Raw genomic sequence first — 18,778 nt, 5'->3', positions numbered from 1 at the left:
TGAGAACGGCGGTGCAAAATTAGACCACGGTAGCGGCGGCGAAGTGCTGCTGCGGGCGGCGTAAAAGTCGTCCACTTTTTCCCTTTTCGCGATGCTGGCGAGGAGGGATGAGGGATTTACACCGTGGAACTTTACCTGAAGGTTCGTCTTGCCTGCGCGGGCGGCATGAGCGCCCGGGCGGCAGCGAAGCATTTCAACATATCGCGCGACACGGTCCGCAAGATGCTGTCGTATTCCGAGCCGCCCGGTTACCGTCGCAGCGCCCCGGTGCGGCGACCGAAGCTGGAAGCGTTCATACCGATCATCGACGGCTGGCTGGATGGGGACCGGTCGGTCCCGCGCAAGCAGCGCCATACGGCGAAGCGTGTGTTCGATCGCCTTCGCGAAGAGCATGGCTTCACCGGAGGCTACACGATCATCAAGGATTACATCCGGGATCGGGATCAGCGCAGCCGGGAGATGTTCGTGCCGCTGGCACACGCACCCGGCCATGGGCAGGCAGATTTTGGAGAAGCTCTGGTCGAGATCGGCGGGGTGGAGCAGAAGGCGCACTTCTTCGTGCTCGATCTGCCGCACAGCGACGCCTGCTACGTACGCGCCTATCCGGCTGCCGTTGCCGAGGCCTGGATGGACGGCCATGTCCACGCCTTTGCGTTCTTCGGCGCGGTGCCGCTGTCGATCGTCTACGACAACGACCGCTGCCTGGTCTCGAAGATCCTGCCTGACGGGACGCGGCTGCGCGCGAGGCTGTTCAGCGCCTTCCTGTCGCACTACCTGATCCGTGATCGTTACGGCCGCCCCGGCAAGGGTAACGATAAGGGCGGCGTTGAAGGCCTTGTCGGCTATTGCCGGCGCAACTTCATGGTGCCGATCCCCCGGTTCCCGACATGGGAGGCGTTCAACCTGTGGCTCGAGGAGCAATGCCGCAAACGGCAGAACGACCGGCTGCGGGGCGAGAGTGAGACGATTGGCGAGAGGCTGCGGCGCGATCTGGCGGCGATGCAGGAACTGCCGGCTTCCCCCTTCGAGGCCTGTGACCAGACCAGCGGCCAGGTCTCATCGCAGGCGCTGGTGCGTTACCGGACCAACGATTACTCGGTGCCGGTGCGCTTCGGCCACCAGGAGGTGTGGATCAGGGGCTATGTCGACGAGGTGGTGATCGGTTGCCGGGGCGAGATCATTGCCCGCCATGTGCGCAGCTACGAGCGCGAGGATGTGATCTTCGATCCGATCCATTACCTTCCCCTGATCGAACAGAAGATCAATGCCCTCGATCAGGCCGCACCATTGCAGGGCTGGGACCTGCCCGAGGTATTTACAACGCTGCGCCGGCTGATGGAGACGCGCATGGGCAAGCATGGCCGGCGCGAATATGTGCAGGTACTGCGCCTGCTGGAGAGCTTCGCTCTGGCCGATCTGCATGGCGCGGTGAAGCAGGCCCTTGATATGGGCGCGATCGGCTTCGATGCGGTGAAGCATCTCCTGTTATGCCGGGTGGAGCGCCGCCCGCCCCGACTGGACATGGCGATCTATCCCTACCTGCCCAGGGCCAGAGTGGAGACAACATCGGCGCGCTCGTACATGCGGCTGTTGACCGGCGGAGCAGCGGCATGAGCAGCCAAGCTCCCGAACTGCTGCTCGCCAGCCACCTCAAGACGCTCAAGCTGCCAACCTTCCTGCGCGAGCATGACAAGCTGGCCCGGCAATGCGCAGCAGAGGGCGTAGATCATGTCCGCTACCTTGCTCGGCTTGTCGAACTGGAACTGATCGACCGGGAACGCCGGATGGTCGAGCGCCGGATCAAGGCCGCGCGGTTCCCGGCCGCCAAGAGCCTCGACAGCTTCGACTTTGCCGCCATTCCGAAGCTCAACAAGATGCAGGTGCTCGAACTGGCGCGTTGTGACTGGATTACCCGTCGCGAGAACGTCATCGCCCTTGGCCCGTCGGGGACCGGCAAGACCCATGTCGCGATCGGTCTTGGCCTGGCGGCCTGCCAGAAGGGCCTGACGGTCGGGTTCATCACTGCTTCCGCGCTGGTCAGCGAGATGATGGAGGCACGCGACGAACGCCGCCTACTGCGCTTACACAAGCAGATGACCGGCTATAAGCTTCTCATCATCGATGAGCTGGGGTTCGTGCCCCTCTCCAAAACCGGCGCGGAACTGCTGTTCGAGCTGATCTCACAGCGCTACGAACGCGGCTCGACGCTGATCACCAGCAACCTGCCGTTCGACGAATGGACCGAGACGTTCGGTTCCGAGCGCCTGACAGGCGCGCTCCTCGACCGGCTCACCCACCACGTCAGCATCCTCGAGATGAACGGCGAGAGCTATCGCCTGGCCCAGAGCCAGGCACGCAAAGCACGTCCCAACCCCTGACAGAAACGGCAATCCGGGTGTTGGCGACCCCCGCTCGGGCTACGCCCTCCCGGCGCTCGCCAACACCCGGATCAAGTGGCCTGGTTTTGCTCCGCCCAATGGACGACTTTTACGCCGCCGTTGACACAATCAGGTGCAGGGCCGGTTGCCCGAAGGCGTGACCAGCGCGATCGGCCCCGACGCCACCGGCGTTGGCTGGATCTACGAATATGCGCTGGTGGACCGGACCGGCCAGCATGACCTCAGCCAATTGCGCAGCATCCAGGACTGGTTCCTGCGCTATGAACTCAAGACCGTGCCCGGCATTGCCGAAGTTGCCAGCATCGGCGGCATGGTGAAGCAATATCAGGTCGTGCTCGATCCGGTGAAGCTCGCTGGATACGGCGTGACTTTCCAGGACGCGGTCGCGGCGATACGCAAGGCCAATCAGGAAGTCGGCGGATCGGCCCTCGAAATGGGCGAGGCCGAATATATGGTCCGCGCCTCGGGCTATCTGCAAACGCTGGACGATTTTCGCGCTATTCCGCTGAAGACGGCCAGGGGCGGCGTTCCTGTCACTTTGGGAGACGTCGCGACGATTCGGCTCGGTCCGGAAATGCGGCGCGGCATTGCCGACCTCAATGGCGCAGGCGAAGTCGCGGGCGGCGTTGTAATCCTGCGACAGGGGGCGGACGCACGCAGCGCCATCGCGGCGGTGAAGGAGCGGTTGGCAACGCTGCGCAAAAGCCTGCCGGCGGGCGTCGAGATCGTGCCCACCTATGACCGCTCGCAGATCATCGATGCCTCGGTCGAGAACCTCACTCACAAGCTGATCGAGGAATTCGTCGTCGTGGCGCTGGTCTGTGCGCTGTTCCTCTGGCACGTCCGCTCGGCGCTGGTGGCGATCGTGACGCTGCCGCTGGGTGTGCTCGCGGCGTTCCTAGTCATGCGGTTCCAGGGTGTAAGTGCCAATATCATGTCGCTCGGCGGCATTGCCATCGCCGTGGGGGCGATGGTCGATGCGGCCGTGGTCATGATCGAGAATGCCCACAAGCATATCGAGCAATGGGAGCACGAACATCCAGGAATTGCGCTGGAAGGTCCGGCGAGATGGCGCGTCGTAGCCGATGCCGCGCGCGAGGTGGGGCCGGCGCTGTTCTTCAGCCTTCTCATCATCACGCTGTCGTTCCTGCCGGTCTTCACCCTGCAGGCGCAGGAAGGGCGGCTGTTTTCACCGCTCGCCTTCACCAAGACCTATTCGATGGCGGCCGCCGCGATCCTGTCGGTGACGTTGGTGCCGATCCTGATGGGCTGGCTTATCCGGGGACGCATCCCTTCCGAGCATGACAATCCGATCAACCGGACCTTGATCAAGGCTTACCGTCCCGCGCTCGACTGGGTGATGCAGCGGCCCAGGGCGGTACTGATCGCGGCGGTGTTCGTATTCCTCACCACGGCATGGCCTGTGGCGAAGCTGGGCGGAGAGTTTCTGCCGCCGCTCAATGAAGGCGACTTGCTATACATGCCCTCCGCATTGCCCGGCATTTCGGCGGCGAAGGCGGGGCAACTGCTTCAGCAGACCGACCGGCTGATCAAGACCGTGCCCGAAGTGGAGAGCGTGTTCGGCAAGGCCGGGCGGGCCGATACCGCGACCGACCCGGCCCCGCTCACCATGTTCGAGACGACCATCCATTTCAAGCCGCGCGACCAGTGGCGCCCGGGCATGACGCCTGCCAGGCTGGTCGACGAGCTTGATCGCACTGTGAAGGTGCCTGGCCTCTCAAACATCTGGGTGCCCCCGATCCGCAATCGCATCGACATGCTGGCAACCGGTATTAAGAGCCCGATCGGCATCAAGGTCTCGGGCGCGGATCTCAATGCGATCGACCGCGTCGCGCGCAGCATCGAAACTGTGGCGAAGAGCGTGCCCGGCGTCAGTTCGGCCTTGGCCGAACGGCTCGAAGGCGGTCGCTATGTCGATGTCGATATCGATCGCCAGACCGCCGGGCGGTATGATCTCAACATCGCCGACGTGCAGCAGATCGTCGCAGGGGCCGTGGGTGGCGCCAATGTCGGACGCACGGTCGAGGGACTGGCGCGCTATCCGATCAACGTGCGCTATCCGCGCGAAGTGCGCGATAGCATCGATACCTTACGAAACCTGCCGATTCTCACACCATCGGGACAGCAGATCACGCTCGGCACGGTGGCCTCGCTGCGCATCGCCGATGGCCCCCCCATGCTCAAGAGCGAGAACGGGCGGCCAACCACCTATGTCTACATCGACGTGCGCGGGCGCGATCTCGTCTCGGTGGTGCACGACCTGCAGGACGCGGTCGCGGCTCAAGTCAAGCTGCCACCGGGCGTCAGCATCGCCTATGCCGGGCAGTTCGAATATCTCAGCCGTGCGATCTCCCGCCTCAAGATCGTGGTCCCGGCAACCCTCGCGACCATCTACCTACTGCTCTTCATGATCTTCCGCCGCTGGGACGAGGCCGCACTCGTAATGGGCACACTGCCCTTCGCACTGACGGGCGGGTTCTGGCTGCTCTACTGGCTGGGGTATAGCCAGTCGGTCGCGACCGGTGTCGGCTTCATTGCCCTGGCCGGCGTCTCTGCGGAATTTGGGGTAGTGATGCTGCTCTACCTCAAGCAGGCGCTCGAAAGATACGGCCCCCATCCAACCCTTGCGAATGTTCGGACGGCTGTGCGCGATGGTGCGCTACTTCGGGTCCGGCCCAAGGCGATGACGGTGGCGGTCATCCTCGCCGGCCTCCTTCCAGTTCTGGTCGGAACCGGTGCCGGCTCGGAGATAATGAGCCGCATCGCCGCGCCCATGATCGGCGGCATGATCACCGCGCCGCTGCTCTCGATGTTTCTCATTCCAGCAGGCTACCTGCTGATGCGAGCGCCCCGGGAATCTCGTTCCCCTGTTATACCTTTGCAAGGACTCGTTCCCCTGTTATACCTTTGCAAGGAGAAGACTGATGAAGCCTATAATGATGATCCTCGGCCCGGCACTGCTGCTCTCGGCCTGCGGACAAAAGACGGCAGAAGCACCCGACAGCACCGCCAACTCGTCCCAGCCCGCTGTTCAGGCGATGGAAACGATGCACGATGCGGTCGGCGGCAACGGCAATGCCATGCCGATGAACGGGGCGAACATGGCGGGCATGGCAAGCGGCATGGGCATGATCACCGCTGTCGACCCGAAGGGCGGCACTGTCACGATCAAGCACGGACCGATCCCGACAGCGAACTGGCCGGCCATGACGATGATGTTCAATGCCGATCCGCGGATGCTCGAAGGAATGATGCCCGGCGACCAGGTATCCTTCGATCTCAAGCTCAAGGATGGCGGCGGCGAGATAACTGCGATCCGGAAGCAGTGAGCCAGGCGCCGCCGTAATTTGAGGGAAGAGTCTCAGAAAATATGAGGGGCACCAGCCTCGTATCCGTAAAGTTATCAGACAACGAATTCAGGGATTCAACAATGTCCTCGATCGATCGAAGAAGATTTCTGGTCGCAGGTTCCGCCTCGCTTGGAGCCCTCGGCCTTGCCCGTGCCATACCGGCATGGGCCATGGGGCGTCCGGGCGGAACGCTGGCGCGGCGGGGCAGCGATGTCCTGTCGGGCGACCATCTCACCATGACCGTGGCCGACGCCACTTTCCGGACCGGAAAGCGGCACGGGCCGGCGGTCACCGTCAACGGCACGCTGCCAGGGCCGCTGCTGCGGCTCAAGGAGGGCCAGAACCTTGTCGTCGATCTCGTCAACGACAGCTCCGAAGGCACGTCGATACACTGGCATGGCATGCTTGTACCATTCCTAATGGACGGCGTCCCCGGCGTAACCATGGCGGCGGTGAAGCCCGGCGAGACGTTTCGCTATGAATTCCCGATCCGCCAGGCCGGCACCTACTGGTGGCATGCCCATACGCTTCAGGAGCCGATGGGGCACTACGGCCCGATCGTGATCGATCCGCTGGAGCCCGATCCCTTCACCTGGGGCCGCGAATATGTGCTGATGCTGTCCGACTGGTCGCCCATCCGACCCATGGCGATCATGAAAAAGCTCAGGACACAGGCCGATTATTTCAATTACCATCAGACCACCGCCACCGACGACTATCCGCTGAACGGCGCGCAGCGGCGGATGTGGGCGAAGATGCGCATGAGCCCGACCGACATCGCGGACGTTACCGGCTCGACCTATACCTATCTGATCAACGGCCATGGCCCTGCGGATGGGCTCGAACTGCCGTTCACGCCGGGCGAGCGCATTCGCCTGCGGATCATCAACGGCAGCGCGATGACGTTTTTCAACATCCGCATACCTGGCCTGCCGATGACCGTCGTTGCTGCCGATGGGCAGAATGTGAATCCTGTCGAAACCGACGAATTCCAGATCGGTGTCGCCGAAACCTACGATGTCCTGATCACGCCGCAGAATGCAGAGGCTTTCGCTTTCGTCGCCGAGTCCATCGATCGCTCGGGGATGGGCGTGGCGATGCTGGCATCGCGCCCTGGCGCGCGTGCGCCGGTGCCGGCGCTGCGCAAGCCGCCGGTCCTGACCATGGCCGATATGGGCATGGCTATGGGCGGAGATGCCATGGCCGGCATGGACATGAGCGGCATGGATATGGCCGGAATGGACATGGGGGACGGCAAGGGCTCCGGCATGAAGATGTCAGGCATGAACATGCGTGACACCTCGCGACTTCCTGCTGACGTGAAGGTCGGTCCGGGGCTCGGTATGGTGGCGATGAACCCGGTCGACCGGATGGATTTTCCCGGTCTCGGCCTCGATCATGTCGATCACCGGGTCCTGACCTACAAGCAGCTTGTCGCGGCCAAGCCCAATCCTGATCCGCGCAAACCGTCGCGGCTCAAGGAAATCCACCTGACCGGTAACATGGAGCGCTACATGTGGTCGTTCGATGGCCAGAAGTTCGACGCCGTTACCGACAAGCCCATCCGTTTTGCCTTCAACGAACGCGTGCGCGTGCGTCTCGTCAACGACACGATGATGGTCCATCCCATCCACTTGCACGGCCACTTCTTCGAGCTGGTGACCGGAGCCCCCGGCGATCATCAGCCGCGCAAGCACACGGTCAATGTACAGCCGGGGGGCAGCGCGACCTTCGACCTGACGGCCGATGCCCCGGGTGACTGGGCATTCCATTGCCACCTCTTCTACCACATGCACCAGGGCATGTTTCAGATCGTGACGGTGCGCCCTCTGCAGGAAGGAGCCGAGCTGTGAAATACCTTCTCGTTCTCCCGCTGCTGGTCGCCAGTCCCGCTTTCGCGCAGGATCAGGCGGATCACGCCGGCCATCATCCGCAAGCATCGACGCAGAAGCCTGCCGAGCCGTCAGATAGCAACACCGGCACGCCAGGCGCCCCCGCGTCAAGTGATACGAAGAAGATGCCCGGGCGCATGGATCATTCGATGATGAATGGCTCGATGGATCACGGAACGATGGACCATATGCAGATAGGGCACGACATGGACATGGGCCATGGCAATTCTGCCCCGGTGTCTTCCGATGATATCCCCCAGTCACCGCCGCCGCCTGAGGCCTTCTCCGGTCCGGCCTTTGCGGCTGACCAGTATGTCGGGGCCGACGTGATGGCGGCATCGCGGGCGCACGTAGTTCGCGAAGTGAGCGGGTTGCCGGTCTTCTGGTTCATGGCCGACCGCGCAGAATACCGTGCTCGCAAGGGCAAGGATGGTTACACTTGGGATGTTCAGGGCGCCTATGGCGGCCATATCGACAAGCTTTGGTTCAAGAGCGAAGGCGAGGGCAATTTCGGCGAGAAGCCGGAGCGAGCCGAAGTCCAGGCCCTGTGGAGCCACGCCATCGGGCCGCGGTGGGATCTCCAGGCCGGTGTTCGTCAGGACCTTGTGGGACCTTCGCGAACCTATGCCGCCATCGGCGTGCAGGGCCTGGCGCCCTACCTGTTCGACATCGAGGCCACGGCTTTCGTTTCAAATAAGGGCGATGTCACGGCCAGGGTTCAGGCTGAACTGGATCAGCGCATCACCCAGCGACTGATCCTGCAGCCCCGCGCGGAGATCAATCTGGCGGCTCAGGACATTCCGGAATTGGGTATCGGAGGTGGTGTCGATCGTATTGAGGCAGGGCTGCGCCTGCGCTACGAATTCAGACGCGAGTTTGCCCCCTACATCGGCATCGCGCAGGAATGGAAGGTCGGCACCAGTGCCGATTATGCCCGCGCCGCGGGAGAGAACCCGAGCGTCACCAACTTCGTGGCCGGCGTTCGGTTCTGGTTCTGAATGCAGTCGTTACGAAATGCACCTGCTCTGGAGCGCAAATTGGCTTCAGGGCAGGTACAGTCGGCTTTCTGATCGTGCGATGATGCCAAAGAGCTGGTTCGCAAGGCCACCCGAAAGGAGCGAATAGTTGCAGAACCATCATCTCCAGGCACAGGAAAGGGACGCCACGAACAAAGCTACGGACAAGAATAGCATCACCCTAAGCGGCGCGGTCGCGATGGGAACCGGCGTCATGATCGGCGCGGGTATTTTCGCATTGACCGGACAGATCGCGCAACTTGCCGGACCGTTCTTTCCGCTCTCGTTTATTGTGGGCGCCGCTGTAACGGCGCTCGCGGCCTACAGCTACATCAAGATGTCGAACGCCTGGCCGTCTTCGGGCGGCATCGCCATGATCCTGAACAAGGCATATGGCCCCGGGACCATCGCTGCTTCCGCATCTTTGCTTATGGCGCTTTCGATGGTCATCAATGAAAGCCTCGTGGCTCGGACCTTCGCGACCTATGCACTGCGTCCTTTCGGCCTGGAAAGTAGTGGGTTGCTGCTGTCCCTTCTGGCGCTCGGCCTGATCTTCCTGGCCTACGCAATCAACGCATCGGGCAATCGCTCCGTCAGCGTGTTCTCCCTGGTCATGTCGATCATTAAAATTGGCGGGATCGTCATTTTTGCCGTGGCCGCGATCTGGGCCAGCGGTCTTGATGCCGGCGCCTTTTCTGGCGAGGCGATCTCCGGCGGCCCCGTTGATTTCGTGGCGTCGGTTGCGTTTTCGATTCTTGCTTTCAAAGGCTTCACCACGATCACCAACAGTGGCGGAGAAATCGTCGATCCGCATCGAAACGTCGGTCGTACGATCATGATCGCGATCGGTATTTGCGTCGTGACCTACCTGCTTGTCGCCATCGCCGTCGGATCGAGCCTGAGCATCGATGCTATCATAGCTGCCCGTGATTACTCGCTTGCTGCAGCTGCGGAGCCCGCGCTAGGCTGGATTGGTTTCTATTTTACCATTGCCATCGCTCTGGCTGCGACAGCCTCCGGCGTCATCGCGAGCGTCTTTGCTGTTTCGCGGATGCTGACGATGCTGACCGAAATGAAAATGATCCCGCACAGCCACTTCGGCATGAGCGGGAGCCTGCGCAGTCACCTCCTGATCTATACGGTCGTAGTGGCCGGAGCGCTTGCGGTGCTGTTTGATCTATCGCGCATCGCTGCGCTCGGCGCATTCTTTTACCTGGTGATGGACATGTTGGTTCATTGGGGCGTTTTCCGCCACCTGCGGCGAGAAGTTGGCGCCAGAGCGACGATCCTGCTTGCCGCCCTGGTCGCCGATTTCGTTGTGCTGATCGCGTTCACGATTGCCAAGCTGCAGACCGATCCAGCGATCGTTGCGTATGCGGCCGTGGGCATTGCCGCAGCATTCGCAGGAGAGGCTATGTTTCTCTCGCGCGGAAGACATTCCCCGGCGCACGATCATGCCCCCCATTCGCACCAAACAGCAAAACGAGGGCCGAAATGATGATTTTTGCGATCGTCATCGGGGTTCTCCTGTTTCTTGGAGCCATTTGGCTACACATCGGTATGCTGGCTCTTGCGCGCATGACGTACGGCGGAAGCGCTGTGCGTCCACTGAGATTCAGTGCCGCCTATCTCATCGTCCTTATGAGCCATCTGCTCATTGCTCTCGAATTCGCTGCTGGCTTCAAATGGAGTCACAGTCTGGGGCTGGGCGGATTCGTCCATACGCCAGGTGAGAGCTGGATGGATCTCTTTTATTTTTCGTTGGTCAACATCACGACACTTGGCCTTGGCGACATCTATCCGACCGGACACGTTCGCGCTCTTGCGGGAATTGAGTCCCTCACCGGTTTCCTGCTGATCAGCTGCACAGCGCAATTTATTTTTGAAACACTTCACAAGGAGAACGCGACCGCGCGTTGAGGTTGAAACGGGGATTTATGAATGAAGCCCGAACGTCTGCCGCGTGAAATTTCTTCTGCGGTAGCCGTCTGGGTCAACTCATCGCGCGTTCAGATCAGCCTGCCTCAATTGCCAGGCCGGGGGTAGTGATGGGGGTATTTTCTACCTCTCTTTCGACAAAACTACATTATATCAATTCAGTAGGTTCGAATAATATATCCCTCCTCCCCGCGATGGCGACACTTCCTACAAGCGCCGAGCCGGTGGCAATCACAAGCCCGATGCGGCCAATAATTCCTGCTTTTGGCATTTCGCTTCTCCTCACAAAGCTGGACACCTTCTGTGGTTGCCGCCCGCAGTACAAGAGGATTCTGGCTGGCAGAGAGTGTGATCGAGAGCGCGCTTCTGTAAGGCCTTTGAGGTGCAGCATATTGCCGCTGGCCGGTATGGTCGTGCGCGGATCAGGTCCAAATCTCGAAGGCGAGCTTGTTGGCTCGGGGTGTCCAACTGGTTTTCCTAATCCAGATCTGTTCGATCATTTTGCCCATGCAGGTCGTCGTCTTCTCACACCTCCCGCTGTTCCGGCTTCAGGCTTTGAACTGCGGTTGCGTCAACAAGCAGCAATCGCCCGAGCCGGATCCCTGTAATCCTCTTGCTTTGTTGCCATGGCCCAGATCGTGCGCGCCATTTTGTTGGCGAGCGCGACAGCGACGAGCATGCGCGGCTTTCGACCGCAGACGTGAGCTACCGAGCGCCTCAAGCCTCGACCGGCAAATCGACACCGGCAATCGCCTCGATCACCTGGCAATCGGCGATGCGCCCGCCGTCACAGGACGAAGCAACATTGGCGAGCGCGGTGCGAAGCGTTTCCAGTCGGGTAATTCGCGCTTCGATATCCTGCAGGTGCCGCTGCGCGATTGCGGCCGCCTCGGCGCAGTCGCGTTCGGGTTCATCAGCAAGGGCAAGCAGCGAGCGTATCTCGTCGACCGAAAATCCCAGGCCGCGTCCGTGGCGGATGAAGGAAAGTCGGCGGACATCCGCGGCGCAATATATCCTCCGTCCCGATGCGGTTCGCATCGGACATGGGAGTAGGCCAATATTCTCGTAAAACCGGATGGTGTTGACCTTGGTTCCGGTCTGTCGTGCCAGATCGCCTATCGCCAGACGCGTGGGCTCACTCATCATTGCCCTCCATATTGCGATTCATTCGCAAAAAACTGCTTGCTTCTACAGTAACTGTAGATTGTATCGGGTGTCCATGAACAAACTCGAATCAGGAATTTTCGTGCGAAACAGTACTCTTGCCGCATATCGCGCTTTGTGGGCCATGATGACGATCGTCGCGTTGTCGTTGGGATTGGTCTCGCCAGCTTTTGCAGGTTCAAGCAATGAAGACGTGCAAACGGCCTGGCGGCTGCTTGACTATGTGGCGGTGGATTACCGGGGCGCCGTGGCCAATGGCCAGATCAAGAACCGCCAGGAATATGCGGAGATGACCGAGTTCTCGAGCACGATCGAGACCAAGATCACTGGCCTGGCCGCCTCCGCCGATCGGACGAGCCTGATAGCTGAGGCGAAGGCATTTCGGGGCCTGGTTGGGGCCAAAGCGGAGCCGGATGACGTCGCGCGGGCCGCGCGTGCGCTGGGAACGCACCTCTTGGCCGTCTATCCGGTTCCGCTCGCACCAGCGAAAGCCCCTGATCTCGCTCGCGGTGCGGCGCTCTATACTCAAAATTGTGCGGGCTGCCATGGTGTGCGGGGCGATGGGCATGGCCCCGATGCCGCCAAACTCGATCCGGCGCCGGTAGCTTTTCGGGATGCGGATCGCGCCCGCGAACGTAGTCCGTTTGCCCTCTATCAGGTCATCGGTCAGGGGCTGGATGGGACGGCGATGCGCAGTTTCTCCGAGCTGCCATCGCAAGACCGGTGGGACCTGGCGTTCTATGCAAGCCAGTTCGCATTCACGGACAGCGACAAGGGCGAGCAGACTTGGAAAACCGACGCCGCCTTGCGGAGCCGCATATCCAATTTGGCCACGCTCGCTGGATTGACCCCTGCTGCGCTTGGGCGGGAAATAGGTCCGGACGCGGCTGACGCAGTCATTGCTTATTTGCGCACGCATCCTGAAGCAGTGATCGAGGAGAAGGCTGGATCACTGACAGTCGCCCATGAGAAATTGCAGGCGAGCGTCGCAGCCTATGCGGCCGGAGACCGGGAAACGGCAAAAAAGCTGGCGCTTTCCGCTTATCTCGATGGGTTCGAGCCGGTTGAGCCTGCCCTTGCGGCACGCGATGCGACCTTGATGGGGCGGATCGAGGCCGAGATGGGCAATCTTCGTGCGGCCATCGGTCGCGGCGAGCCGCTTGCTGCCGTCAAGGATCGGGTCGCGGTTCTCGATACGCTGTTCAGCGATGCCGAAGAGGTGCTCTCACCCGGCGCGGCCAGCACGGCATCCACATTTATCGGGGCATTCACGATCCTGTTGCGCGAAGGCGTGGAGGCGCTCCTGATCGTAGTCGCCATGATTGCCTTCCTACGGAAGGCTGACCGTGGCGAAATGGTCCGCCATGTCCACAGCGGATGGGTGGTGGCACTGATCGCCGGAGGCATCACCTGGGCGATTGCAACTTTCTTTATCGGCGTTAGCGGCGCAAGTCGCGAACTGACCGAAGGGTTCGGCTCACTGTTCGCGGCGGCTGTTTTGCTGTCCGTGGGCATCTGGATGCATGGCAAGTCGCAGGCAGGCGAATGGCAACGCTATATCAACGAGACGTTGGGCAAGGCATTGTCGCGCAGCTCGGCATGGTTCCTGTTCGGCCTGGCCTTCATCGTCGCCTATCGCGAAGTGTTCGAGACAATCCTGTTCTACGCGGCGCTCACCGCACAAGGTAGCGGCGCCGTCATTCTGGCGGGTGCTGGTTCTGCCGTGGTTGTACTGGGCCTTATCGCGTGGGCTATGCTGCGGTTCAGCGCCAAACTGCCGGTCAGCGAGTTCTTCAAATACAGCTCTGCGCTCATCGCCGTTCTCGCTGTCGTGCTGGCGGGGAAGGGCGTAGCCGCCCTGCAGGAGGCCGGGATGATAGACATTGCGCCGCTCTCGCAAGTCCCGCGCATTCCAGTGCTCGGCTTGTTCCCGACATGGGAGTCCGTCGGCGCACAAATCCTGACGTTAGCAATTGTCGTTGTGGGTGGCTGGTACAATGAGCGGCTCGCCAGAAAGTCGGTCACTGCATGACGGAGATACAAAGATATGGCTGACGATTGCTGCGGTGCATCTTCGCCCCCCGCATCGACATCTTCGGGCTCGTCTCCGGCGATATCTATCGTGCCTGACGGTAGCAGCGTGACTCGCCTTCGGATCGCTCAAATGGATTGCCCGACCGAGGAAGCGCTGATCCGCAAGAAGCTTGGCGGCATGGGTGAGGTCCAGTCGCTCGATTTCAATCTGATGCAACGAAGTCTGACGGTAGTGCACCGGGCCGGCGCACTACCGGCAGTTCAGGAAGCAATTCGCGACCTGGGCATGGAAGCCGAAGTGTCCGAGGTGACCGCCAAGCAGGCGCCGAGCGAACCAGAGTCGATTTGGCCGTGGTGGCCCTATGCCGCCGGCGGAATTGCCGCATTGTTAGCTGAGATCATTCATTGGGCTGGAATGCCCGAATGGGCCGTTGCCTTGCTGGCTCTGCTGGCCATCCTGAGCTGTGGGATCGATACCTACCGCAAGGGCTGGATCGCGCTGCGCCATGGCAATCTCAACATGATTGCCTTGATGAGCATTGCCGTGACGGGCGCGCTCTTGCTCAGGCAGTGGCCCGAAGCCGCCATGGTCATGGTCTTGTTCGCGATTGCCGAACTGATCGAGGCAAAGTCGCTTGATCGCGCCCGTAATGCCATTCGCAGCCTCATTCAACTTGCCCCGGACTATGCCACCGTCCGGCAGCCCGACGGATCGTGGATCGATCTGCCAGCAGCGTCAGTTGCGATCGGCGAGGTCGTAAGGATCAAGCCGGGTCAAAGCGTCGCTCTCGATGGCACCGTCGTAATCGGGCATTCGACGGTTAATCAGGCGGCAATTACCGGTGAGAGCTTACCCGTCGAAAAAGGGCCGGGTGATCCAGTGTTTGCCGGCACGCTGAACGAAGCCGGGTCCTTCGAATATGAAGTCACCGCAGATGCCGGTCACTCAACCCTTGCCCGGATCATCCAGGCAGTGGAGTCCGCGCAGGGCGCCAGAGCACCTACCCAGCGCTTCGTTGACCAGTTCGCGCGGATCTATACGCCTGTCGTCTTTCTGGTCGCAGTGGTGATTGGCCTTGTCCCGCCGCTATTGCTTGGCGCCGGTTGGCAGGACTGGATTTACAAAGCGCTGGTCCTGTTGGTGATAGCCTGTCCCTGCGCACTTGTCATTTCGACGCCGGTGACCATTGTCAGCGGCTTGGCGGCGGCGGCACGCCACGGGATACTGATCAAAGGCGGGGTCTATCTTGAGGAGGGCCACAAGCTTGCTGTGCTCGCCCTCGACAAGACCGGGACGATCACTCACGGCAAACCGGCGCTGACCGACACGGTGCAGCTTGAACAAGCCGACGGCGTCGACAGCCTGCGCATTGCTACCAGTCTTGCCGCACGTTCCGACCATCCGGCCTCGTTTGCAATTGCCGAGGCAGGTCGAAAGTCGGGCATCGAGCTACTCGAGGTCACTGGGTTCACGGCGCTCCCGGGCCGCGGCGTAAAGGGCACAATCGGCGGCGTAGACTATATGCTCGGCAATCACCGGCTGATCCACGAAAACGGCGTCTGCTCGCCCGCAATCGAAGCGCAGCTCGCGCACCTGGAGGAACAAGGTAAAACCGTCATCGGCCTCACCGACGGCAAGCAACCGCTAATTCTTCTGGCCGTTGCGGACACCGTCAAGGACAGCAGTCGCGTCGCCATCGAGGCGTTGCGCGCGCTTGGCCTCGATACCGTGATGCTCACGGGCGACAATGTGCGTACGGCCGCCGCCATCGCCCGGCAGGTCGGGATCGACGAAGCACTTGGCGATCAACTTCCCGAGGACAAGCTGCGGGCGGTCGAAGGCTATATCCGTGATGGCCGGCATGTCGGCATGGTCGGGGACGGCATCAACGACGCGCCCGCGCTCGCGCGGGCCGATATCGGCTTTGCGATGGGGGCTGCCGGTTCGGACACGGCCATCGAAACTGCCGATGTCGCCCTGATGGACGATGATCTCAACAAGATCGCGCGCTTCGTGCGGTTGTCACGCAAGACCCGAACCATACTGATCGAGAACATTACGTTGGCGCTCGGGATTAAGGCCGTTTTTCTCGTCCTTACGCTCGTGGGCTACGGCACCATGTGGATGGCCGTGTTTGCTGACATGGGAGCCAGCCTTCTCGTGGTCGCCAATGGCCTGAGACTGGTCAGACAATAATGCAGGCGGCAGCACCGCTCAAGGCTGTGCCTCTGAGCCAGGGGACAGCAGTGAAATGACTATGCCGTGTGCAACGGGCGTCGACACCGGTTTTGTGACGTTGGGTTATGCCAAGGTCGCCCTATTGGGCGTGGTTCAAGGGATCACCGAACTTCTGCCGATCTCCTCGACAGCGCATATGCGCATTGTGCCCGCCCTCTTGGGGTGGCGAGACCCCGGCTCGGCCTTTTCGGCGGCGATGCAGTTGGCGGCACTTGCTGCGGTCATCAGCTATTTCTGGCAGGACGTTCGTCGTCTTGCGGTCGGTTCCTTGTTCGCCATCCGTCAGCGGCAATTCGCCGATCCGGAGCTTCGCCTTGCAATGTGGATTGCCTTGGCCACGGTTCCGATCACCCTGGCGGGCGTTACTCTGTCGGGCACCCTCAATGCGTGCCATTCACCACTTCGTGGCCTGTCCGTGATCGGCTGGGCGTGCATTGCCATGGCTGCTCTGATGGCTCTCACGGAAGTCTTCGCGCGCCACCGCCGCAGCGTTGAAAATGCATCGCTGGCAGATGCGCTACTGGTCGGCATTGCGCAGGTAGGGGCCTTGATCCCCGGCGTTTCGCGTTCGGGATCAACTCTCACTGCGGCGCTCGGACTAGGGTTTGAGCGCGAAGAAGCGGCCCGGTTTTCATTTTTGTTGGGAATTCCGGCCATCGCACTCGCCGGATCTAAGGAATTGTGGGAGTTGCACCGTGCGAATCTCGACATGCACGCGTGGTCCGTTTTGGCACTCGGCCTGATTGTCGCGTCGGTTTCGGCCTTCGTCGCAATCTGGGCACTGATGCGCTTCCTTGAACGCTTCTCCGCCTGGCCATTTGTCATTTACCGAGGAGTGCTCGGTGTCCTTCTACTCGTCGCGTCGTCGCAAGCTTGGCTGGCGTGACATATCCGTCAAAGGTTCAGATAGGGACGTGGCTCCGCTATGAACAGTTGAGGTCGCCTCAATCGGGGCTTCTCGTGGTCGCCTATGGCCCCATCAAGCGTGCCGCCTTCAAGCGGTCCAATGGGCGGGTTGGCAGCAGGCAGGCCAAAAATGACTTGCTGCTGCAGCACCGCCACGTGCCCTTCCGAGTCAAGCGGCCGATAGGAAAGCAGCGTGACTACTGCCAACGCGGACATTCACGACCCCAAACGGACTAACAGGCCGGGACGACGGAAATGACTGCGCGCGCAAAACACGAATCCTTCAAACGTGGAACGCACCGCGATTGACTGCTGGAGCGGCCTTTTTGGGGCTGACCGCACGTACGCCAGCTGAAAATCTCATGATCAAGACGATTGGGTCGGTTTGTGGGCTGCTACCTAGGGAGCTACCTAGCGAACCTTAACGCCTTCCCGCTCAAACCAGACGTCCTATCAACATACTGATATTAGGAGAGAAAGTGGTGGACGCACTAGGGCTCGAACCTAGGACCCGCTGATTAAGAGGACTCTTTCGTTCCATATGCGTGTGCATGTGTCCGTTATCGTATGGATAGGTTCAAGCTTTTCGTGAATCTTGGCATCGAAATTTCCTGAATCCGACGCTGGGGTGGGCTTCTGCTTGCGTCGTGCATAGCCGCAGGCAATGCCGTTCGTCAGCGGCCGCCCCATGACGCGGAGCGATCCGCTCGGCAACAAGCCTGCCCCGGCGATCTGACCATCAGGTCGTCAGTTCATCCGCATTGGTCATAAACCGCGAGACAAGGCCCGACCCGACCAAAAAAGAGATTATTAGTATCACCAACGCTGTGAGCGGCCGAAGGGCTTCCGATAACGGCGCGCCCATCTGGTCGGTGAGGAGGAGGGCGCGGCTGGCGTGGGTTGAAGGTAGCAGCGCGCCCAGCGCCGAGACCCAGCCCGGCATCGCCTCGCGCGGCCAGGTCGCGCCCGAGAGGAAAAAGATCGGTAGCGAGGTGGGGATTAGCAACAGCAGCGCGGCGCGCGCGTTGGGGAACAGCCGGGCGGCGAACAGCGAGAAGGCGGCGATGGCTCCTGCCGCAAACAGCGCGACGATCAGCAGGGCGCCGATTCCGGCTTGGCGCGGGATATCCTGCGCAGCGAAGAACCAGCCGAAATAGGTCAGCGTGAGCACGAACGACACGAGGCTCAGCGCCAGCCATTGGCCACCCAGTTCGTTCCATCCGCGCCGCCTGCGCCCGGCGAATAGCACGGCGGTACCAAACAGCATGGTCTGCTGGAGGATCACCGGTGCAACGGCGGGAAAGATATAGGCGCCGTATTCCAGATTGGGGTTGAACAGCGGTTGCGACTCGACGGGATCGGTAATTTCGATACTAACCCCGAGCCGTCCTTTCGCCTCGTTGTTGAGCGTGTTGACGATGGCCCCCTGGATCGCCTGGCCCAAAGCTTTGGTTCGCACGAGGTAGGTTCCGTTGATCCACAGCGCTATGCCACTGTCCTGGCCGCGCAGGGCGTCATCCAGTGCTCGGTCAGGCAGCAGCAGCACGCCATCGACCTTTCGCTCTACCAGCAGGGTGCGCGCCTCGGCTAGGTTGGCGGGCCGGGCGGCGACCTCGGCCAGCGGGCTGGCCTCGATCAGATCGACGAGCTGTCGGCTGAGCGGGGTGCGCGCCTCGTTCACCACTGCCAGCCGCACGTCCTGCGCATGGCCTTGGCTGTAAGGCGCGGGATAGTAGAAGCCGTAGAACAGCGCTGCGACCACTATCAGCATCAGCGCATCGGTGTTGCAGCCAAGCTGGCGCAGCGTGTCGAGGAAGGC

At 61.3% G+C, this 18,778-nt stretch carries 13 protein-coding genes, 1 tRNA gene and 2 pseudogenes; 11 read left to right on the top strand and 5 right to left on the bottom strand.

The genetic code is table 11. The features are described from left to right. Nucleotides 1-123 precede the first annotated feature (123 nt). From istA to D6858_RS03600, 8 genes and pseudogenes are all read left to right on the top strand, one after another. A complete protein-coding gene (gene istA / locus D6858_RS03635; protein WP_081261070.1) occupies nt 124-1,614 on the top strand; it encodes an IS21 family transposase in 1,491 nt (496 codons plus the stop codon). Beyond that, on the top strand, nt 1,611-2,378 hold the full coding sequence (gene istB / locus D6858_RS03630; RefSeq protein WP_048578302.1) for an IS21-like element helper ATPase IstB: 768 nt from the start codon (nt 1,611-1,613) through the stop codon (nt 2,376-2,378). Before istA ends, istB begins: the two co-directional genes overlap by 4 nt. Before the next feature lie 127 nt (nt 2,379-2,505). Next, a pseudogene (locus D6858_RS03625) lies at nt 2,506-5,289 on the top strand (efflux RND transporter permease subunit); the annotation flags it as partial. A 55-nt stretch (nt 5,290-5,344) separates the two neighbouring features. After that, the gene (locus tag D6858_RS16255; protein WP_067737950.1) at nt 5,345-5,749 is read left to right on the top strand and encodes a copper-binding protein; all 405 of its coding nucleotides are present in this window, start codon (nt 5,345-5,347) and stop codon (nt 5,747-5,749) included. Between the two features lie 101 nt (nt 5,750-5,850). Continuing rightward, entirely contained in the window at nt 5,851-7,623 is a 1,773-nt protein-coding gene (locus D6858_RS03615) for a copper resistance system multicopper oxidase (protein WP_120107270.1), read from the top strand. Then, on the top strand, nt 7,620-8,660 hold the full coding sequence (locus tag D6858_RS03610) for a copper resistance protein B (protein ID WP_165859620.1): 1,041 nt from the start codon (nt 7,620-7,622) through the stop codon (nt 8,658-8,660). The genes D6858_RS03615 and D6858_RS03610 overlap by 4 nt, the downstream gene beginning before the upstream one ends. Nucleotides 8,661-8,787: 127 nt before the next feature. Beyond that, nucleotides 8,788-10,176: an APC family permease gene (locus tag D6858_RS03605; protein ID WP_420823816.1), complete on the top strand. Its 1,389-nt coding sequence runs from the start codon at nt 8,788-8,790 to the stop codon at nt 10,174-10,176. Continuing rightward, on the top strand, nt 10,173-10,598 hold the full coding sequence (locus tag D6858_RS03600; protein ID WP_240623675.1) for an ion channel: 426 nt from the start codon (nt 10,173-10,175) through the stop codon (nt 10,596-10,598). Before D6858_RS03605 ends, D6858_RS03600 begins: the two co-directional genes overlap by 4 nt. Before the next feature lie 589 nt (nt 10,599-11,187). Here D6858_RS03600 and D6858_RS16055 read toward each other — a convergent pair. Beyond that, nucleotides 11,188-11,307 (bottom strand): annotated as a pseudogene (locus D6858_RS16055) (IS110 family transposase); the annotation flags it as partial. 26 nt (nt 11,308-11,333) lie between these two features. Next, a complete protein-coding gene (locus D6858_RS03590; RefSeq protein ID WP_067734681.1) occupies nt 11,334-11,759 on the bottom strand; it encodes a MerR family transcriptional regulator in 426 nt (141 codons plus the stop codon). Between the two features lie 76 nt (nt 11,760-11,835). Here D6858_RS03590 and D6858_RS03585 point away from each other — a divergent pair, with 76 nt between their 5' ends. The 3 genes from D6858_RS03585 to D6858_RS03575 all read left to right on the top strand — a co-directional run bounded on the left by D6858_RS03585 (nt 11,836) and on the right by D6858_RS03575 (nt 16,939). Further along, entirely contained in the window at nt 11,836-13,812 is a 1,977-nt protein-coding gene (locus D6858_RS03585) for an FTR1 family protein (RefSeq protein WP_120107268.1), read from the top strand. Nucleotides 13,813-13,944: 132 nt separating this feature from the next. After that, complete coding sequence (locus tag D6858_RS03580; RefSeq protein ID WP_067734678.1) at nt 13,945-16,011, top strand: heavy metal translocating P-type ATPase; 2,067 nt, start codon at nt 13,945-13,947, stop codon at nt 16,009-16,011. A gap of 55 nt (nt 16,012-16,066) precedes the next feature. Then, nucleotides 16,067-16,939, top strand: a complete 873-nt coding sequence (locus D6858_RS03575) for an undecaprenyl-diphosphate phosphatase (RefSeq protein ID WP_067734677.1) — start codon at nt 16,067-16,069, stop codon at nt 16,937-16,939. Nucleotides 16,940-16,947: 8 nt separating this feature from the next. On the opposite strand, the gene D6858_RS03570 is transcribed toward D6858_RS03575, so the two are convergent. The 3 genes from D6858_RS03570 to D6858_RS03565 all read right to left on the bottom strand — a co-directional run. After that, complete coding sequence (locus tag D6858_RS03570) at nt 16,948-17,175, bottom strand: hypothetical protein (protein WP_120107266.1); 228 nt, start codon at nt 17,173-17,175, stop codon at nt 16,948-16,950. Between the two features lie 264 nt (nt 17,176-17,439). Next, a tRNA-Ser gene (locus tag D6858_RS15730) sits at nt 17,440-17,518 on the bottom strand. A gap of 180 nt (nt 17,519-17,698) precedes the next feature. Further along, on the bottom strand, nt 17,699-18,778 hold a 1,080-nt coding region (locus tag D6858_RS03565; RefSeq protein ID WP_133305235.1), incomplete at its 5' end, for an ABC transporter permease.

It is taken from the genome of Tsuneonella suprasediminis (assembly GCF_003605755.1).
GTDB classification, from domain to species: domain Bacteria; phylum Pseudomonadota; class Alphaproteobacteria; order Sphingomonadales; family Sphingomonadaceae; genus Tsuneonella; species Tsuneonella suprasediminis.
The sequence above is the reverse complement of the archived record's forward strand: the minus strand, read 5'-3'. Positions and strand labels throughout refer to the sequence as shown.

What these genes read in the sequence shown, in the direction of transcription:
- istB (WP_048578302.1), top strand. Translation starts at nt 1,611, where the DNA reads ATGAGCAGCCAAGCTCCCGAACTGCTGCTCGCCAGCCACCTCAAGACG.
- D6858_RS16255 (WP_067737950.1), top strand. Translation starts at nt 5,345, where the DNA reads ATGAAGCCTATAATGATGATCCTCGGCCCGGCACTGCTGCTCTCGGCC.
- D6858_RS03615 (WP_120107270.1), top strand. Translation starts at nt 5,851, where the DNA reads ATGTCCTCGATCGATCGAAGAAGATTTCTGGTCGCAGGTTCCGCCTCG.
- D6858_RS03600 (WP_240623675.1), top strand. Translation starts at nt 10,173, where the DNA reads ATGATGATTTTTGCGATCGTCATCGGGGTTCTCCTGTTTCTTGGAGCC.
- D6858_RS03590 (WP_067734681.1), bottom strand. Translation starts at nt 11,759, where the DNA reads ATGAGTGAGCCCACGCGTCTGGCGATAGGCGATCTGGCACGACAGACC.
- D6858_RS03585 (WP_120107268.1), top strand. Translation starts at nt 11,836, where the DNA reads ATGAACAAACTCGAATCAGGAATTTTCGTGCGAAACAGTACTCTTGCC.
- D6858_RS03580 (WP_067734678.1), top strand. Translation starts at nt 13,945, where the DNA reads ATGGATTGCCCGACCGAGGAAGCGCTGATCCGCAAGAAGCTTGGCGGC.
- D6858_RS03575 (WP_067734677.1), top strand. Translation starts at nt 16,067, where the DNA reads ATGACTATGCCGTGTGCAACGGGCGTCGACACCGGTTTTGTGACGTTG.
- D6858_RS03570 (WP_120107266.1), bottom strand. Translation starts at nt 17,175, where the DNA reads ATGTCCGCGTTGGCAGTAGTCACGCTGCTTTCCTATCGGCCGCTTGAC.